Below are 14,898 nucleotides of genomic sequence, written 5' to 3'. Positions count from 1 at the left end.
TGGCCAGGACCTCATCGGCCTAGTCGTCCACCGGATCGTGTTGCCGCTGTCCGTGGTGATCCTGCTTGCGGTGGGCTCGGACTACAGCCTGCTGGTGGTGTCGCGGCTCAAAGAAGAAATCCATGCCGCCCTGAAGGCCGGAACCATCCGCGGCATGGGCGCTTCCGAGCGGGTGGTCACCGCGGCCGGCATGGTGTTCGCATTCACCATGATGTCGATGACCGTCATCGAGCTACGGGCGATCGGACAGCTCGGCACGACGATCGGTCTGGGCCTGCTGGTCGACACGCTCATCGCGCGTTCCTCCATGACCCCGTCCATCGCCGCGGCGCTCCGGGCACTGGTTCTGGTGGCCGCTCAATACCTACCGTGCCAAGCGAGCCAGTCCCGGACCCGGCGAAGCGCACACCGCGCCCATCCCACAACTGACGGCCCCATGAATCTCAGGTGCCGGTCTGCCAGAATGTCGGCAACAAGGTTATCGGTCGACGGATCAGGGCCTATGACAGAACCGGAATCGAAACTGCGCCAACGCACCGATGGGCGCCTTGACCGGTCCCGCGACCCCGGCATCCTCGATGCCGCCCTGGCCGCCCTGGCCGACCATGGCTACCACGCGACCAACATGAACGACATCGCCGCGCGCGCCGGCGTCGGAAAGGCGGCGATCTACCGCCGCTGGTCATCCAAAGCTGCGCTGATGACCGACGCGCTGTTGCACTGGCGACCCGACCTGCTCGACGACGACGTCCCCGACACCGGCAGCCTGGCCGGTGACTTGGACGCCCTCGTCGAACGCGTTAAACGCAGTGACACCGGCCTCGTCAGCAACGACCTGGTGCTGCGGGTCGCGATGGAAGCCGCGCACGAACCCGAGCTCGCCTCGGCACTTGATGACCTCATGCTCGGCAAAGGCAAGCGCACGGTCTCCGCGATTCTGACGCAAGCGGCCGAGCGCGGCGAGATATCCGCCGACCGCGATTGGTCGCTGGTCGCGGACGTGCTCGTGGCGATGGCCCTGCTGCAGGTCGCCCGCGGACAAACCGTCGACGCCAATCTCGTCCGGCAAGTCATCGACACCCTGATCTTGCCCGCAGTCCGAGCGCCACAGACCGACTGACTGATCGGCCCAAGCGGGATGTCAGCTGGCCCGGGCGTCGTACTCCTCGCGGTGCGCGAGTACCTCGCCCATGCGGCTCTGCGCCCACTCCCGAAGGCCGCGGGTCAGGCCGAGCAGCGATAGCCCGAGTTCGGTCAGCTGGTAGGAGACCGTGACGGGGACCGTCGGCGTCACGGTGCGGGTGAGCAGGCCATCGCGTTCCAGAGATCGCAACGTCTGGGTCAACATTTTCTGGCTCACCCCCGCGAGCGTGCGAGAAATCTCGGAGTAGCGCAGCGCCGCCGGGCGGCTTGGCGTATCGGAAGCCTTCGAGCCATCACCACCCAGGGCGCACAGAATCAAGACCACCCACTTGTCTGAAATCCGGTCCAGGAGTTGACGGCTCGGGCATACCGCCAAGAAAGCGTTGAATTCGGCCTTCGCCCGGGCCCTTTCGGAAGCCCTCGTCTTTGCCATCGAGCCGCCCTTCTACTCATGGGAGAGTTACGCACTTTCGAGTGCCTACTTCCCGATGGGAAGTGGTTTTCCAATAATGGATCAGGCGGATCCCCTAGTCCACACGATTCACTGAGAAAGGCTCCCAATGCGCGCAACGGCCGGCTCCCTGCCCGGGGGTTCCTTGACCCTGGGGGACTCGACCGTCGCCCGCTTCGGCTACGGGGCGATGCAGCTGGCCGGACCGTGGGTGATGGGACCGCCCGCCGATCGTGCGGAAGCCTTGGCCGTGCTGCGCGAAGCCGTCGAGGTCGGTATCAACCACATCGACACCAGCGGCGCCTACGGGCCGCGGATCACCAACGCGCTCATCCGCGAGGCGTTGCATCCCTATCCCGAGTCCCTGGTCATCGCCACCAAGGTCGGGGCCGATCGTGATGCCCATGGCGGCTGGCCGACGGCCAGGCGACCTGTCGACCTTCGCCGGCAGGTCCACGACAATATCGATACCCTCGGCGTGGATGTCCTCGATCTGGTCAACATGCGCATGGGCAACGCTCAAGGCGTTCAAGCGGATTCAATCGCCCAAGCCTTCGAGACGCTCGCCGAGCTGCAACAGCAGGGTCTTATCCGTCACCTGGGTGTCAGTAACGTCACCGAGGAACAGGTCGCCGACGCGCGGGCAATCGCTCCGATCGTGTGCGTTCAGAACATGTACAACCTCGCGCACCGTCACGATGACGACCTGATCGATCGCCTCGCCGCCGAGGGGATCGCCTATGTGCCGTTCTTCCCGCTCGGGGGCTTCACACCACTGCAGTCCGAGGCCCTCTCGAAAGTCGCCGCGCGAGTGCGGGCGACGCCGATGTCGGTCGCATTGGCCTGGTTGCTGCAGCGTTCCCCGAACATCTTGCTCATCCCCGGCACCTCGTCGAGGGAACACCTGCGTGAGAACATCGCCGGTGCGGGGGTTGTTCTTTCCGCCGAGGACGCGGCCGAGCTGGACAAGGTCGTGACTCACGCTCGGGACGGCGATAACGAGCTAGTGAGTCGTTAATAGTGCACCAGCATCTTCGGCCGTGCATCCCGCTGTGAACACGTCGAACGTGGGGGAAAAGTACAAACCACCAACACCTTTCCTCCATAGGGCCCACGCTCGGAAACAGCAGCGAAGGCTGCACCCGAACCAATGACTCACGACACTAGAACGCGACGAGGCCCGCGAGATCGGTGGCTCGGCCGAATAGGTGACCCTGCCCCAGGCGGCACCCGGCCAGAAAGACTGTCTCGGCCTGCTCATGGGTCTCGATTCCTTCGGCAATGACGTTCAAGCCCACGGGTTCGCAGAGCCCGATCACTGAGCGGTACAGCCTGAGGTTTCGTCCCGGTTCGACGCCCGCCGCCAGCCCTCGGTCCAGTTTCACAATCTGCACCGGCAACTCGTGCCAGTAGGTCAGCGAGTTGTATCCGGCACCAAAGTCGTCCAAGGCCACTCGGATGCCCAGGTCGTTCAGCCGGTTGTGGGACCGCTTTGAGGACCTGACGAGCCTCGACGAGGTCGATAGGCAGGTGGCGGCCTGGCGAGATGAGGTGAAGGACGTCAGCGCCCGAGCCGGGATCTGGCCCGCGTTCATCAACATCCCGTCCAAGATCGGACACGTCGCCGCGGTTCGTGCGCTTGCCGGACAGCGGTGCGCGGCCGACGCCGAGAACGGCGTCCTGCTGGTCGCCGTCTGCCCCGGGATGATGAACACCCCCACTTCGTCCGTGTGGTGGGACGTCAGCACGGCCTCGACGCCGGCGAGGCAACCGTCGACGTGCTCGACTGGTTTTCGCACCCATCCGCCAGGATCAGTACGGGGAATTGGTGCGTCGTGGACAGGTGCTGCCGTGGAAGCGGGTTGCGGCACGGCACGCCAAGGGTTCGGCGACCCAATATCGGCCGAGTGGCGGGAGTTCACGCTTAAATCAACGTATGACCGAACGCGGCCGCCACGCCCGCACCATCGACGAAGGTTTGGCAGCGGCGCAGGCGGATACCGCGGGGCGGGAGGCCGCGCTGCCGTTCGACCCCGAGTTGGTGCGCCTGGTGCAGTTCATTAACGCCGTGGACACTGCGGAGGTGGGCTTGACGTTGCACGTCAAGGGTTGCGTCGTGTCGGGGATGCTCATCTCTGCGGCCCGGTATTACCGCCTGCTGGTGGATGAGTTCAGCGGTCCGAACCACAACGGGGAGGGCGCCGCGGCCTTCGCGGATTTCTATCGTCCGGCGCTGGAAAAGGTGGAGGAGGCCATTGCGAGTCAGACACTGGAGAAGCGGCCAGACCTCCCTCGCCACATACACTTTCGCCGCGCGCAGACCGTCATCAACGGCCAGGGCTCGTTCACCCGGTCACTGTGGCGAGGGCGCCTGACCGAGGTCGATGGCTGGTCATTCGGAAACTTCGGTCCGATAAGCCGACTGGACCACGCGATGGATCTCTAGGGTTCGCGCCGTCACCGCGGCTCGCCGGTGTTCGAACCGCCGGCGGACCGTGCCGGCCTCGTGCGGCCGTCAATGCGAGCGGCCCAAGCCACTGGATGATTCGGTCGATGGCTCGCCGACATCACCGTCGCCCGCCTGCCGGGCGTGAAAGCGCGAACGATCACTCGCCCGACCGATGCGCGCTGACCCGCGCTCAGATCGGGGCGATGATCTCCGAGGTGTAGTACTCGGCCGGTGTCTGCGAGTGATCCGCCGGGCGATCGACGAACACCCAGGCGCCCGTGGCGTTCGGGGAAATCCCCTCCTGAAGGGTGAGCGTCGCCGAGCCCGTGGCGTCGGTGTCCATCCCGCCGGCGGCAACGCCGGCGTCACCGGCTGCGCACGATGCCGACGGCCGTGGTGCCTCGATCAGCCTCACGTTGTAGTGAGTGCCGGGCTCGGCGGCGACCAACTGCACCTGAGCCGTGACCGTGTTCGACGAGGCGGAGATGTCGGTTCGGGCGGTGCCCTGCCCCTTCGACTGCAGGTTGATGAATGGGGTGAAGTCGCACGCCCGAAGGAGTCGCTTCAGGGGAACCGCGGTGCCGGCGAAAGCGGTGGGCGCCGCCGTTATCTCGGTCGGCGCTAAAACGGTTGCAGTGCCTACGGCGCCAGCAATGATCAGCGCGGCGGTTCGTCGCATGGGAAAGCCAATCGTGTTGTCACTGCGCGGTTTTCGCTCGACGCGTTCCGCAGATGCAGATAGCGAAGCGTCGGAGACGCGGGCCTTATTTTCCTTTGCGACAATTCCACATCTTGGGCGGCACGAACACCCGCGTGGCCCCGATGTGAGCAAGCTCGCTACCTGGCCGAAAAGTGACCTGTGCAGCTACCCGACGGTCGGTACCCGCGCCGTTCGTGCGCTCAGTTCAGGACTTTGAGTAGTTCCTGGGCAACCGGGCCAGCCGAAGCGGGATTCTGCCCGGTGTAGAGGTTGCGATCCACCACCGTGAACGGCTTCCAGATTTCGCCGCGGACGAATTCGACTCCGAGCGCGACTAACTCGTCCTCGGCGGTAAACGGCGCTTTATCGCGCAGGCCGACGCCGTCTTCCTCGTCGTTGGTGAACGCGGTCACCCGGTAACCGGCGAACGGTGTCGTGCCATGGCGCCGGGTGGCTAGCATGGCGACCGGTGCGTGACAGACGATGGCCAAGGGCTTGCCCGACGCCAGTGCCGCGGCGAGGAGCCGGCCCGAGTCGGCGTCGCGCCACAGGTCCTCCATGGGACCGTGCCCGCCCGGGTAGTAGACCGCGTCGTAGTCGTCCAACCGGGCGTCGGCCAATTCGATCGGCGTGCGCAATTCGTCGGCAGAGCGGAGGACCTCCTCGAGCCGCCGGGCGGTGTCTTCCCCGCCGGCCATCGAGGGACGCAGGCTCATCACGTCGACGTATGGCACCACGCCGCGGGGTGTCGCCACCACGACCTGGTGGCCGGCGTCGCTGAGCGCGCTGTAGGGCGCGGCGAATTCCTCGGCCCAGTAGCCCGTCGGGTGCCTGGTGCCGTCCTTCAGCGTCCAGAAGCTGGCTCCGGTCACGACGAAGAGGACTCTGGCCATCGTGATCGCTTCCTTGCCGGGGGAGGCCGTGCGCTAACCCGCTCCGCAAAGCCCGTACGGCGAAAGCCTATGCGGAGGCGTGGCCCGGGGCAATCGTCGCCGTAGCGCCGCTGTGTGACGGAACTGCGTGCCTCGGACGAGCATTCGCGACACCCGCGTTCCGGCTAGGCGGAAACGCGGCGCTGCGGTCCCTTACCGGCGAGCCGTGCTAAACCTCAGCCGAGATGCGCCGACAGCAACCACGCGCCCACGGACTTGCGGCCGTTGGACTCGTCGCGGATGTCCGCGCCGGCGAACGCATCGAGGCGCTCGAGGAAATGCTCCGGCACCTTGGCGTGGATGCGCGCCGGGCGGATCTCGTCGATCACCCAGTATCGGGAGACCACGTCGCGCAACTCGTCCTCGGTGACCGCGTTGACCGGGCCATCGGCGGGCAGGCTGGCGCGGTCGAAGACCAGCACGAAGTACGACGCTCCCGGCGCCGCGGCGCGAACGATCGACCGCTGGTAGCCGTGGCGCAACTCGACCGGCATCGAGTGGAACAACGTGCTGTCGACGATGGTCCCGAAGCGCCCGTCGTAACCCGTGAAGGAGCTGATATCGGCGACGTCGAAGGTCGCGTTGGTCAACCCCCGGTTGGCGGCTTCCGTACGTGCCATCGCGATCGCGGTCGGCGACTGGTCGAGGCCCACCGTGGTGAAGCCGCGCTCGGCCAGGTACAGCGAGACCGCGGCCTCCCCGCAACCGGCGTCGAGGACGTCGCCGTGGAACTTGCCCGCCGCGATCAGCGCGGCGATCTCGGGCTGTGGTTCACCGATGCTCCACGGCGGTCGGTGCCCCTCGCCCAACTCCGGGGCCTCGCCCCGGTAGGCGGATTCGAACATCTCTTGCGTTGGCTGGGTCATGCCCTCCGGTATATCAACCACGCTGATATGCGTCAAGCATCTTGATAAGCGGTGCGGGGTGGCGAGTCCACGGGGGAGGCCGCGGCTGGCGTGCGATTCTTCGGCGTCCCGCCGCTCGACGCCTTGCTGTTCAGCCAGCAGGCGAGTCCGCCGGCAACCAGGCCGACGCCGACACCCACGTCGGGACGTTGACCGAGCATCAGCCACGAGAGCAGGGCCGCGGCCGCCGGAATGACGGCGAACAGCATCGCCACCGCCGCCGCGCCATGGTGGTTGATGGCCCGCACGTAAAGGCTCACCGCCAGCGTGGCGTTGAACAGCACCATGGCGCTGATCGCGACGACGGCCTTGGTCCGGTCGTGCACGGCGAACGGTGTCAGTGCGGCAAGCGCGGCAGCCGGTATCAGCGCGGCGGCGTTCTGCAGCGCGCTCATCGCACGGAAGTCGACGCCCGCGCAATAGCGCTGCTGGTAGACCCCCCCGAGTGAAAGCCCCAGCAGCCCAACCACAAGCAATGCGATCACCGGATCGAAACCGTGAGTGCCCATCAGCCGTCTGGCGCATGCGGCGAGCACGGCGACGACACCGAGAAGCAGCGCCACCACCCGGGGTGCGCCGAGCCGTTCCCGAAGAAACACCGCCGCGAGGATCGCCGTGGCCACCGGGTTCATCGCGACCACCACCGCGCAGAGCACCGCGGGCGCGCCGAGCCGGATCGCCTCGTACAGGGCGCAGAATTGCACGGCCTGGATCAGCAAGCCGGCGACGATGACATGACCGAACTGCGCGCCGCGCGGCCACGGCGCTCTGGCGGCGGTCGTCCACGCGATCAATATCGTGCCGGCCAGGCCGAACCGCAGCACCAGCGCGGCCATCGGCGTCATCGCCGCCACCGCGAGCGCCCCGATGGGGTAGCCGACCGCATAGAAGAACGTCACCGCCGAAGCGGTGCTCAACGGCATGGGACGCAGGCTCATGCCCCCATGCTCGCCGCCGGTCACCGATGCTGTCCAACGATTATTGGCGATCGCGACCGATTCATATCACTAATCAATGACCTGGGAATAAAGCTACTACCGATGGCAAACTGCAGGTGATTGATCAATGATCCTAATCGGATTACGGTATCGACATGGGCCAGGCTCTTGATATCGCGCCGCTCCGCAGCCTCGTCGCCGTCGCCGATTGTGGCGGATTTCACCGCGCCGCCGCCGCGCTGCATCTGACGCAGTCGGCGGTCAGCCAGCACCTGCGCAGGATCGAAGCGGTGGTCGGCCAGCCGGTAGTCGAGCGTTCGGGCCGGGGAGTGGTGTTCACCGAATTCGGGCATCGGGTGGTCCGACACGCCCGCACGATCTTGGCCGCGCACGACACGGCGCTCGAAGACCTGGGCGCCACCGAGCCGAGGCTGTTGACCATCGGTGCCACCGAGCACGGGGCCGACGTGATGCTCGCTGGCCTGACGGGTGTGCTGCGCGAGCGATTGCCGGACCGGAGGGTGCGCTTCCGGCTCGACCGCAATGTGTCACTCGCGGACTCGATCGACCGCGGCCTGGTCGACCTGGCGATCATGCTCGACGGCGCGGGCCTGGACCGAGCCAACGCGTCCGGCGTCGTACAGCTGAAATGGGTTGCGGCGCGGGCCTTCATCCGCCGGATCGCCGATCCGCTGCCTCTGGTGGTCTTCTCCGAGCCCTGCACCCTGCGTGAGCCGGCCTTCTCGATCCTGGAAAGACAGGACGTCCCCTACGACATCGCCGTCGAATGCGGTGATTTGTCAGGGCTTTACGCCGCGGTGCGATCGGGCCTCGGGGTGGCACTGCTGCCGATGATCGGAAAGCTTCCCGACGGCCTTTGCGTGGCCGAAGGCCTCCCGGCGGCCAACTGTGCCTCGATCCTGGTTCGTGGCCGCGCAGGCGTGGACGCGGACCTGTTGAGCACCGTCGACGCCGCGGTGCGCGACGTGCTGGGCGCGGAGAACTGACGTCAGCCGCCGAGGGCGGGTCCGGCGATCGGCGGCAGCCCCATGGTCAGCGTCAGCACCATGAGGAGAAGCAGAAACCAACCCGCTCCCTGCCAGGCCCACCACGGTTTGCTCGCGCGCCAGAGTCGGTAGGTCCGCACGAAGGCCCATACGCCCGATAGCAGCAGCATTGCCGGCGCGCCCAGCCCCAGGCAGATGCGCACCGGTGCGGCGCACGCGGCGGAGTCGCCTCGCCCGGGGTCCTCGCAGCCCTTGACCGAGAGCGCCGCCACGATGACAAACGCCAACCCCAGCCCGGCCATCGTGAGGGCGAATCGAACCGCCGAGCGGCCATCTGCGAGCACTGCCCCCACCTCCCTTCCGGCGACGGACGTGTCCCGGGTCGGCTACCCGTCGGAAGGACACCTAACCGCCGTCCCCGACTCGGTGCAACCGCGCGCATATAGTCGAGCGGTGACGATCCCGTACGACGACGGGTTGCGCGAGCGGATCCGTGGTCATCTAGCGGGACACATCCGACGCGCGGTGACGGACCCCAGCAGGCGGCATGCGGCCGTCGCAGTGGTGCTGGTCGACTCGGAGGCCGGCGAGGACCGGGTGGGTCCTGCGCCGGTGGACGAGTGGAACGCCGGGCGGCCGATTGCGGCCGCCGGCCTCGACGGCCGGATGGTCGATGTGTCGGGCGGTGCGGCGTTCCTACTGTGCCGCAGGGCATCTCGCCTCACTTCCCATGCCGCGCAGTGGGCGCTGCCCGGCGGGCGTCTCGACCCTGGCGAAAACGCCGTCGACGCCGCGCTGCGGGAGTTGGACGAGGAGGTCGGCATCGCACTGGCCGGCTCGGCGGTGCTCGGATTGCTCGACGACTACGCGACGCGTTCGGGGTATGTCATCACGCCGGTGGTGATGTGGGGCGGCGGCCGACTCAAGCCCCGTCCCGCACCCGACGAGGTGGTGGCCGTCTATCGGGTGGGGCTGCACCAACTGCAACGCGAGGACTCACCGCGCTTCATCGCCATCCCGGAGAGCCCACGGCCGGTCGTGCAAATCCCGTTGGGCAACGACCTTATTCACGCCCCGACGGGGGCGGTGCTGCTGCAACTGCGCTGGCTAGGTCTGGAGGGCTGTCACGATGCGGTGAACGAATACGAGCAGCCCGTGTTTGCCTGGAAGTAGGCGGGCGTCTGAAATGCTGACGGCCCAGGCAGTTTAGGCGGCTAGGCGGCTGCGGTGAGAGTCGGTGACAGCACGTTGACCTCGGAGTGCACGTGCCCGCACGTCCCGCATTGCACCTCGTACTCGAGCACGTTGTCGCCGCGGTCCAGGAACCGGTAGTCGGCCCACGCCATGCACCGCGGGCATCGCGTGCGGCCTCGCTCCACTGCCATGCTTCGCGTCCCCTCGCTCGCCCGTGACCTCGCTATACCCGTTTTGTCACGAGTCGAATCACGGCGCGTCCGGGCGCCGCGGCGGGGCCTATTTGTCCGGGGCGATCTTCACCACCTGGCCCGGCCTGACCGGGGCCCGGTGAGCCGGGCGTCACCCGCGGCATTGGCCAGCTTGAAATCCACGAGGCTGGCGAAGTCGTCACCAACCAGCGGGATATTGGCCGGCTTGACGTCGCGGTGGATGACCGTCTCGGCGTGGGTCGCGTCCAGCGCGTCTGGGACCTGGCGGACGATGGACACCGCCCGAGCCGGGCCCAGAGGGGCTCGGACGCAAGCGGGGCATCGCCAGTGAGCCGCCGCTCAGCGTCGGCTCTCGTCGGCGAGGTCGTGTCGGGACTGGTGCAGGCCCGGGCCGTCCGGATCTCCGTCCTGGTGTTCCAGCTGCTCCTGCAACTGCCGCTGCTTTTCGGTTGCCTTGCTCGCGTCTTCGGGCGTGGGCGCGGGATCGATGTTGTTCTGTTGGTCCACCAATGAGCTCCCCTCGGTAATTCCTCAACGGGGAGGGTCACCCGATTCGGGCCCGGCGAAACCGGCGAGATCGTCGCCGGCAAGTGCGAGGTGGGGGACGGTGCCGCGTTCGCGCCTCTCGGCAAGTGGTCGCTCGCAGCGACTGTTCTGGTTTGGTACCCGGGGGAATGCACGGCACCGTCCGGATGGCCCAACGACCGGCGGTGACGGTTTGTTCCGCCCGCATTCCGTAGCGGTGCAGCTGGGTCACGGCGCGGGGTGCACGCTGACCACATCGGTCAGGCCACTCACGGTGAGCACCGGCATCAGGATTTCGTTCGCGACGATGTCGATGTGGCCGACATGCGCGAAGAAGGTGTTGATCGCCGCGCTGTCGAGGTATTCCACCCCGGTGAGGTCGACCGTGATGCCGCCGCCGTCGGTGGCGTCGCGCAGCGCCTGAATCAGCGCGTCGATGTTGCTCATGTCGAGCTCCCCCAGGCGGCCACAACCCGCGTCCCGTCGGCGCGACGGCTCGTGGTGAGGCTCAAAGGTGTGCTCATCAGCAGGTTCAGAATCACCTTCTCCCACATGTCCCGGTCGAGGTACACCGGCTCGTCCAGAGGTGGGCAGTCCACCCGTAGCTCAAGTCCCGCTCGGCCGACGGCCGACCGGAAGATGCTGGCCAGGTCGGCGGTGACGCCCGAGAGGTCGACCTGCTCGTGGTGGGCCCGCACGCGACCCGCCGGGATGCGAGAGAAGTCGAGCAGCGTGTTGACCAGCTTGATGAGGCGCAGGCCGTTGCGGTGGATGACCTCCAATTCCCGACGCGTCTGCGCGTCGAATTGTTCTGCGCGCGCGAGCATTTCGGCCTTCGGACCGAGGATCAGCGTCAGCGGGGTGCGGAGTTCGTGACTGATGTTGGAGAAGAAGGTGGTCTTGGCCTGGTCCAGCTCCGCCAGCTCCTCGGCCCGCCGCTGCTCGGCACGGTAGCTGCGGGCGTTGCCGATGGCGGCCGCGAGTTGAGTCCCGACGAGTTCCAGGAAGCCGCGGTAGTCGTCGTCCAGTTTCCGGTAGCGGTTCAGCGCCGCCACCAGAACCCCGTAGGGGGCGGCGCCCTGCTGCGACAGCGGTACCACCAGCGCTTCGGTGGGCGGGTCGGGCAAGTCTCCCGTCGGGAGCGCCGCACCCGCCCCGCCGTCGAGCGCGATCACGATCGGGTCGCCGCGTTGTTCATCCGCCGCGGCCCAGACCGAGGAGCCGGCCGCCTTCACGAGGCCCGCCACCGCGGGATGGTCGGTGTCGATCCCGCTGGCGCTCGCGAGCCGGACGTCCCCGCTCTTGTCGAAAAGACCAACGAGAGCGAACGGCAGATCGTGCTGATTGAGGCCGAGCTGGCGCGCGGCGACGGAGAGCACCTGCTCCTCAGTGCGCACGACGCTCTGGTTGGAACTGAGGTCGCGCAGCGTTCCCATCCGCCGCTCGGCGATGACCTGCTCGGTGACCTCGCTGACGACGCAGAGCATTCCCGCGACCTGGCCGGACTCGTCGCGCAGGGGGCTGTAAGAGAACGTGTGATGCGACTCCTCGAGGTAGCCCGATCGCTCGAGAAATAGCTGGAGCATCGCGTCCCAGGTCGCCCGCCCCGTGGACAGAACCTGCTCGATCCGCGGGCCGATGTCGGTCCAGATCTCCGCCCAGACCTCGCGGGCCGGCCGGCCCAGTGCCCACGGGTATTTGCGGCCGAGGGTGGCGCGTCGGTACGCGGCGTTGCAGAAGAACGTGAGGTCCGGGCCCCACGCCAGCCACATCGAAAAGCGCGACGACAGCAAGGTGGTCACCGCGGTCCGCAAGCTTTGCGGCCAGTCGAGCGGCGACCCCAGGGGGGTCGCGGCCCAATCGACGCGGGCCAGATCCGGTCGCAGTTGTTCGTCCGCGCCGAAGATCGCGTCCTGCGCCTCGGCGAGCGATCGGGGGCCGCCGCCGTCAGCACTCACCGAAGGTCTCTTCCACGCAGGTCAATTTGCGGAGCCTACCGGAGGCCGGCGGGCGCCCGGCGCGGAACGCTGGTGCTGACCATGAGAACCGACATCGCAAGCCCCCTATCCGATTTCACCCCGGCAGGGTATTGCGATGGCCGTACTGGCGCGCCGGGATGTGGGTGCTCGATAGGATCTCCACATCACACGCTCTTCAAACCGCTCCGGCGGGTGGCCACGCGATTCTGGCCGCTCCACGAGGCAGTTTTCAGATGGGAGGCCCGATGACTGGGAATGGTTCGGGGAGAGGTTCGGCGCGGTCCGACGGGGACAGCTGGGACTTGACGTCCAGCGTGGGAGCGACCGCGACGATGGTCGCCTCGGCGCGGGCGCTGGCCTCCCGCGGCCCCGATCCGCTGCTCGACGATCGGTTCGCCGAGCCGTTGGTCCGAGCGGTTGGGCATCCCTTCTTCATCCGGATGCTCGACGGGGAAATCCCGATCGACGACGAGATGCCCCTGACGTTGCGGCAGCGGTGCGAGCAGATGGCCGTGCGGACAAGATTTTTCGACGACTTTCTCCTCGCCGCGACCGCCGGCGGCATCCGTCAGGCGGTTATCTTGGCGGCCGGCCTGGACGCGCGGGCTTACCGGTTGCCTTGGCCGGCAGGCACTGTGGTGTTCGAGGTGGACCAACCAGAGGTGATCGCGTTCAAGACCTCGACGCTAGCCCAACTCGGCGCCGAGCCCGCCGCGGAGCGCCGCGCCGTGGCCGTCGACCTGCGCGATGACTGGCCCAACGCGTTGCGCGACAACTTCTTTGACGCCTCCACGCCGACGGTCTGGATCGCCGAGGGCCTGCTGCCTTACCTGCCGCCGGACGCCCAGGACCGGCTGCTGGACAACATCACCTCGCTCAGCGCGCCCGGCAGCCGCCTGGCCACCGAAACTTTGCGAGCATGGAGGTCTTCACCGACGAGCGGGCGCGCTCCTTTCGCAGCGCCTGGCGCAAGCACGGCCTCGATTTCGACGTCGCCGACCTGGTGTGGACCGGTCCTCGCCGCCAAGCCGCGGACCACCTTCGTTCGGCCGGCTGGCGAGTCACCGTCCATTCCACCGAAGAGCTCTACGCCCAGCATGGGTTCGCGCTGCCGGACAACGAGGTCCTCGCGGTATTCCGCGGGGCCATCAGTTACCTGAGCGCCGAACTCGGCTGACCGGAGTTTGCGGGAAGTTCAACGGACGGCAAGATTAGCAATCCATCACCAGTGGAAACAGTTGCACATACGCAACGTCAATCTCCGGAAAGTGATGGATGGCAATGGTCAGGAAGGTGTGTGCAATCGGCGTCGGCGCCCTGCTGGCGGCCGTATTGGTGCCCGTGTCCGTCGCGAGCGCCGACACCACGGACGCCGACTTCAACAATTACCTGGACGCGCATGGGGTCCACGTGGGCAACGATTCCCAGGCCGTCAAGATGGCGCGGGTCATGTGTCAGGACCTCGACGCGGGCTACAGCCAGCGTGACGAGGTGGATCAGCTCACGGGGGCGCATCGGCTGAACCAGTCGCAGGCGCAGCTGTTCGTGGGCGCCGCCACCGCCGAGTACTGCCCGACCCATCACAGCGCCAGCCCGCCGCCGAAGAAGTGACCGCTCCCGGCGTGGGGCCCGCTAAGGCGGGCCGTCGGGCTTTGTCGCCTGGCTGACGGCGGGAACGTTGTGCACGATCAGCATCCCGCCGTCCACCGGCAGCTCCACGCCCGTGATGTATCCAGCGTCGTCGGAGGCCAGGAACTGCGCCGCCGCGGCGACGTCGTCGGGGTAGCCGGGTCGGGTGACGGTCATGGCGTCGAAGGCGGCCGACATTTCCGGGTGCTCCTTCAGTAGCGCTTCGGCGTCGTCGGTCAGCACGTGTCCGATGACGATGGTGTTGGACCGCAGGCCCCGGTCGCCGTAGTCGACGGCGATTTGCCGGCTCAGGGCGTTGATCGCCCCCTTGCTCAGGCTGTAGCCGGTGGCCTTGGGAACGCCGATCTTCGACGCCGCCGCCGAGATGTTCACGATGGCACTCGATCGGTTGGCGATGAGATGCGGTAAAGCGTAGGCACAACACCAGAATTGACCGACCAGGCCCGGCCGCAGGATGGACATCAACCGCTCGGTGCTCAACTCCGCGACGGACCCGTCCCCGCCCAACACGACGTCGGTGGGGGCGGCGTTGTTCACCAGGATGTCGAGGCCGCCGTAGCACTCGACGGCCGCCTGGACACCCGCGGCAACTTGCTCCTCCTTGTTCAAATCGATTGCCACGAAGTGGGCTTCGCCGCCGCTCGCGCGGATGCCGCGTTCCAGGGCGACGCCGCGGTCACGGTTGCGCCCACTGATGACCACCCGGGCGCCGGCGCCGGCGAACCGACGAGCGATGGCGGCGCCGACACCCTTGGTGGAGCCGGTGACCAAGGCAGTCCTGCCGTGCAGTTTCCCGATCAGGGCCACGATCGT

18 protein-coding genes and 3 pseudogenes are annotated in these 14,898 nt (G+C 67.3%); 8 read left to right on the top strand and 13 right to left on the bottom strand.

Going from position 1 to position 14,898, the window contains the following annotated elements; translation table 11 throughout:
* Positions 1–4: 4 nt before the first annotated feature.
* Positions 5–440, top strand: a pseudogene (locus SKC42_RS18010) (MMPL family transporter); the annotation flags it as partial.
* 62 nt (positions 441–502) lie between these two features.
* Positions 503–1,120 carry a TetR/AcrR family transcriptional regulator gene (locus SKC42_RS18005; protein ID WP_330965630.1) on the top strand — a complete coding sequence of 206 codons (618 nt, stop codon included), beginning with the start codon at positions 503–505 and terminating at the stop codon, positions 1,118–1,120.
* A gap of 21 nt (positions 1,121–1,141) precedes the next feature.
* On the opposite strand, the gene SKC42_RS18000 is transcribed toward SKC42_RS18005, so the two are convergent.
* Complete coding sequence (locus SKC42_RS18000; RefSeq protein WP_330965629.1) at positions 1,142–1,576, bottom strand: winged helix-turn-helix transcriptional regulator; 435 nt, start codon at positions 1,574–1,576, stop codon at positions 1,142–1,144.
* Positions 1,577–1,703: 127 nt separating this feature from the next.
* Between SKC42_RS18000 and SKC42_RS17995 the strand changes: the two genes are divergently transcribed.
* Positions 1,704–2,612 carry an oxidoreductase gene (locus tag SKC42_RS17995; protein WP_330965628.1) on the top strand — a complete coding sequence of 303 codons (909 nt, stop codon included), beginning with the start codon at positions 1,704–1,706 and terminating at the stop codon, positions 2,610–2,612.
* Positions 2,613–2,757: 145 nt separating this feature from the next.
* Here the strand turns inward: SKC42_RS17995 and SKC42_RS17990 are convergent.
* Positions 2,758–3,072: pseudogene (locus SKC42_RS17990) on the bottom strand (EAL domain-containing protein); the annotation flags it as partial.
* A gap of 458 nt (positions 3,073–3,530) precedes the next feature.
* On the opposite strand from SKC42_RS17990, the gene SKC42_RS17985 reads away from it, so the two are divergent.
* Positions 3,531–4,040: a hypothetical protein gene (locus tag SKC42_RS17985; protein ID WP_330965627.1), complete on the top strand. Its 510-nt coding sequence runs from the start codon at positions 3,531–3,533 to the stop codon at positions 4,038–4,040.
* A gap of 193 nt (positions 4,041–4,233) precedes the next feature.
* On the opposite strand, the gene SKC42_RS17980 is transcribed toward SKC42_RS17985, so the two are convergent.
* From SKC42_RS17980 to SKC42_RS17965, 4 genes are all read right to left on the bottom strand, one after another.
* Entirely contained in the window at positions 4,234–4,722 is a 489-nt protein-coding gene (locus SKC42_RS17980) for a hypothetical protein (RefSeq protein WP_330965626.1), read from the bottom strand.
* Between the two features lie 221 nt (positions 4,723–4,943).
* Complete coding sequence (locus tag SKC42_RS17975) at positions 4,944–5,636, bottom strand: type 1 glutamine amidotransferase domain-containing protein (protein WP_330965625.1); 693 nt, start codon at positions 5,634–5,636, stop codon at positions 4,944–4,946.
* 215 nt (positions 5,637–5,851) lie between these two features.
* Positions 5,852–6,541: a class I SAM-dependent methyltransferase gene (locus tag SKC42_RS17970; RefSeq protein ID WP_330965624.1), complete on the bottom strand. Its 690-nt coding sequence runs from the start codon at positions 6,539–6,541 to the stop codon at positions 5,852–5,854.
* 32 nt (positions 6,542–6,573) lie between these two features.
* Entirely contained in the window at positions 6,574–7,518 is a 945-nt protein-coding gene (locus SKC42_RS17965; RefSeq protein WP_330965701.1) for a DMT family transporter, read from the bottom strand.
* 155 nt (positions 7,519–7,673) lie between these two features.
* Here SKC42_RS17965 and SKC42_RS17960 point away from each other — a divergent pair, with 155 nt between their 5' ends.
* Positions 7,674–8,525, top strand: a complete 852-nt coding sequence (locus tag SKC42_RS17960; RefSeq protein WP_330965623.1) for a LysR family transcriptional regulator — start codon at positions 7,674–7,676, stop codon at positions 8,523–8,525.
* Positions 8,526–8,527: 2 nt separating this feature from the next.
* Here SKC42_RS17960 and SKC42_RS17955 read toward each other — a convergent pair whose 3' ends face one another.
* A complete protein-coding gene (locus tag SKC42_RS17955; RefSeq protein ID WP_330965700.1) occupies positions 8,528–8,827 on the bottom strand; it encodes a hypothetical protein in 300 nt (99 codons plus the stop codon).
* Between the two features lie 151 nt (positions 8,828–8,978).
* Here SKC42_RS17955 and SKC42_RS17950 point away from each other — a divergent pair, with 151 nt between their 5' ends.
* Positions 8,979–9,698 carry an NUDIX hydrolase gene (locus SKC42_RS17950; protein ID WP_330965622.1) on the top strand — a complete coding sequence of 240 codons (720 nt, stop codon included), beginning with the start codon at positions 8,979–8,981 and terminating at the stop codon, positions 9,696–9,698.
* A gap of 41 nt (positions 9,699–9,739) precedes the next feature.
* Here the strand turns inward: SKC42_RS17950 and SKC42_RS17945 are convergent, their stop codons facing one another.
* From SKC42_RS17945 to SKC42_RS17925, 5 genes and pseudogenes are all read right to left on the bottom strand, one after another.
* A complete protein-coding gene (locus SKC42_RS17945; protein WP_330965621.1) occupies positions 9,740–9,910 on the bottom strand; it encodes a hypothetical protein in 171 nt (56 codons plus the stop codon).
* A 108-nt stretch (positions 9,911–10,018) separates the two neighbouring features.
* Positions 10,019–10,228 (bottom strand): protein kinase domain-containing protein, encoded by a 210-nt coding sequence (locus tag SKC42_RS17940; protein ID WP_442932185.1) that lies wholly within the window; start codon positions 10,226–10,228, stop codon positions 10,019–10,021.
* A 42-nt stretch (positions 10,229–10,270) separates the two neighbouring features.
* Positions 10,271–10,438 (bottom strand): hypothetical protein, encoded by a 168-nt coding sequence (locus tag SKC42_RS17935; protein ID WP_330965620.1) that lies wholly within the window; start codon positions 10,436–10,438, stop codon positions 10,271–10,273.
* Between the two features lie 246 nt (positions 10,439–10,684).
* Complete coding sequence (locus SKC42_RS17930; RefSeq protein WP_442932182.1) at positions 10,685–10,903, bottom strand: hypothetical protein; 219 nt, start codon at positions 10,901–10,903, stop codon at positions 10,685–10,687.
* A 77-nt stretch (positions 10,904–10,980) separates the two neighbouring features.
* Positions 10,981–12,414, bottom strand: a pseudogene (locus SKC42_RS17925) (histidine kinase dimerization/phospho-acceptor domain-containing protein); the annotation flags it as partial.
* A 266-nt stretch (positions 12,415–12,680) separates the two neighbouring features.
* On the opposite strand from SKC42_RS17925, the gene SKC42_RS17920 reads away from it, so the two are divergent.
* Positions 12,681–13,595, top strand: a complete 915-nt coding sequence (locus SKC42_RS17920; RefSeq protein ID WP_330965619.1) for a class I SAM-dependent methyltransferase — start codon at positions 12,681–12,683, stop codon at positions 13,593–13,595.
* Positions 13,596–13,710: 115 nt separating this feature from the next.
* Entirely contained in the window at positions 13,711–14,046 is a 336-nt protein-coding gene (locus SKC42_RS17915) for a DUF732 domain-containing protein (protein WP_330965618.1), read from the top strand.
* Between the two features lie 21 nt (positions 14,047–14,067).
* Here SKC42_RS17915 and SKC42_RS17910 read toward each other — a convergent pair whose 3' ends face one another.
* Positions 14,068–14,892: an SDR family NAD(P)-dependent oxidoreductase gene (locus tag SKC42_RS17910; RefSeq protein ID WP_330965617.1), complete on the bottom strand. Its 825-nt coding sequence runs from the start codon at positions 14,890–14,892 to the stop codon at positions 14,068–14,070.
* Positions 14,893–14,898 lie beyond the last annotated feature (6 nt).

The sequence above is a fragment of the Mycobacterium sp. 050134 genome, from assembly GCF_036409085.1.
Lineage (GTDB): Bacteria > Actinomycetota > Actinomycetes > Mycobacteriales > Mycobacteriaceae > Mycobacterium.
The sequence above is the reverse complement of the archived record's forward strand: the minus strand, read 5'-3'. Positions and strand labels throughout refer to the sequence as shown.

Bases quoted from the DNA above. Each gene is read 5' to 3' on its own strand.
- SKC42_RS18005 (WP_330965630.1), top strand. From the start codon at position 503: ATGACAGAACCGGAATCGAAACTGCGCCAACGCACCGATGGGCGCCTT.
- SKC42_RS18000 (WP_330965629.1), bottom strand. From the start codon at position 1,576: ATGGCAAAGACGAGGGCTTCCGAAAGGGCCCGGGCGAAGGCCGAATTC.
- SKC42_RS17995 (WP_330965628.1), top strand. From the start codon at position 1,704: ATGCGCGCAACGGCCGGCTCCCTGCCCGGGGGTTCCTTGACCCTGGGG.
- SKC42_RS17985 (WP_330965627.1), top strand. From the start codon at position 3,531: ATGACCGAACGCGGCCGCCACGCCCGCACCATCGACGAAGGTTTGGCA.
- SKC42_RS17980 (WP_330965626.1), bottom strand. From the start codon at position 4,722: ATGCGACGAACCGCCGCGCTGATCATTGCTGGCGCCGTAGGCACTGCA.
- SKC42_RS17975 (WP_330965625.1), bottom strand. From the start codon at position 5,636: ATGGCCAGAGTCCTCTTCGTCGTGACCGGAGCCAGCTTCTGGACGCTG.
- SKC42_RS17970 (WP_330965624.1), bottom strand. From the start codon at position 6,541: ATGACCCAGCCAACGCAAGAGATGTTCGAATCCGCCTACCGGGGCGAG.
- SKC42_RS17965 (WP_330965701.1), bottom strand. From the start codon at position 7,518: ATGAGCCTGCGTCCCATGCCGTTGAGCACCGCTTCGGCGGTGACGTTC.
- SKC42_RS17960 (WP_330965623.1), top strand. From the start codon at position 7,674: ATGGGCCAGGCTCTTGATATCGCGCCGCTCCGCAGCCTCGTCGCCGTC.
- SKC42_RS17955 (WP_330965700.1), bottom strand. From the start codon at position 8,827: ATGGCCGGGCTGGGGTTGGCGTTTGTCATCGTGGCGGCGCTCTCGGTC.
- SKC42_RS17945 (WP_330965621.1), bottom strand. From the start codon at position 9,910: ATGGCAGTGGAGCGAGGCCGCACGCGATGCCCGCGGTGCATGGCGTGG.
- SKC42_RS17930 (WP_442932182.1), bottom strand. From the start codon at position 10,903: ATGAGCAACATCGACGCGCTGATTCAGGCGCTGCGCGACGCCACCGAC.
- SKC42_RS17920 (WP_330965619.1), top strand. From the start codon at position 12,681: ATGACTGGGAATGGTTCGGGGAGAGGTTCGGCGCGGTCCGACGGGGAC.
- SKC42_RS17915 (WP_330965618.1), top strand. From the start codon at position 13,711: ATGGCAATGGTCAGGAAGGTGTGTGCAATCGGCGTCGGCGCCCTGCTG.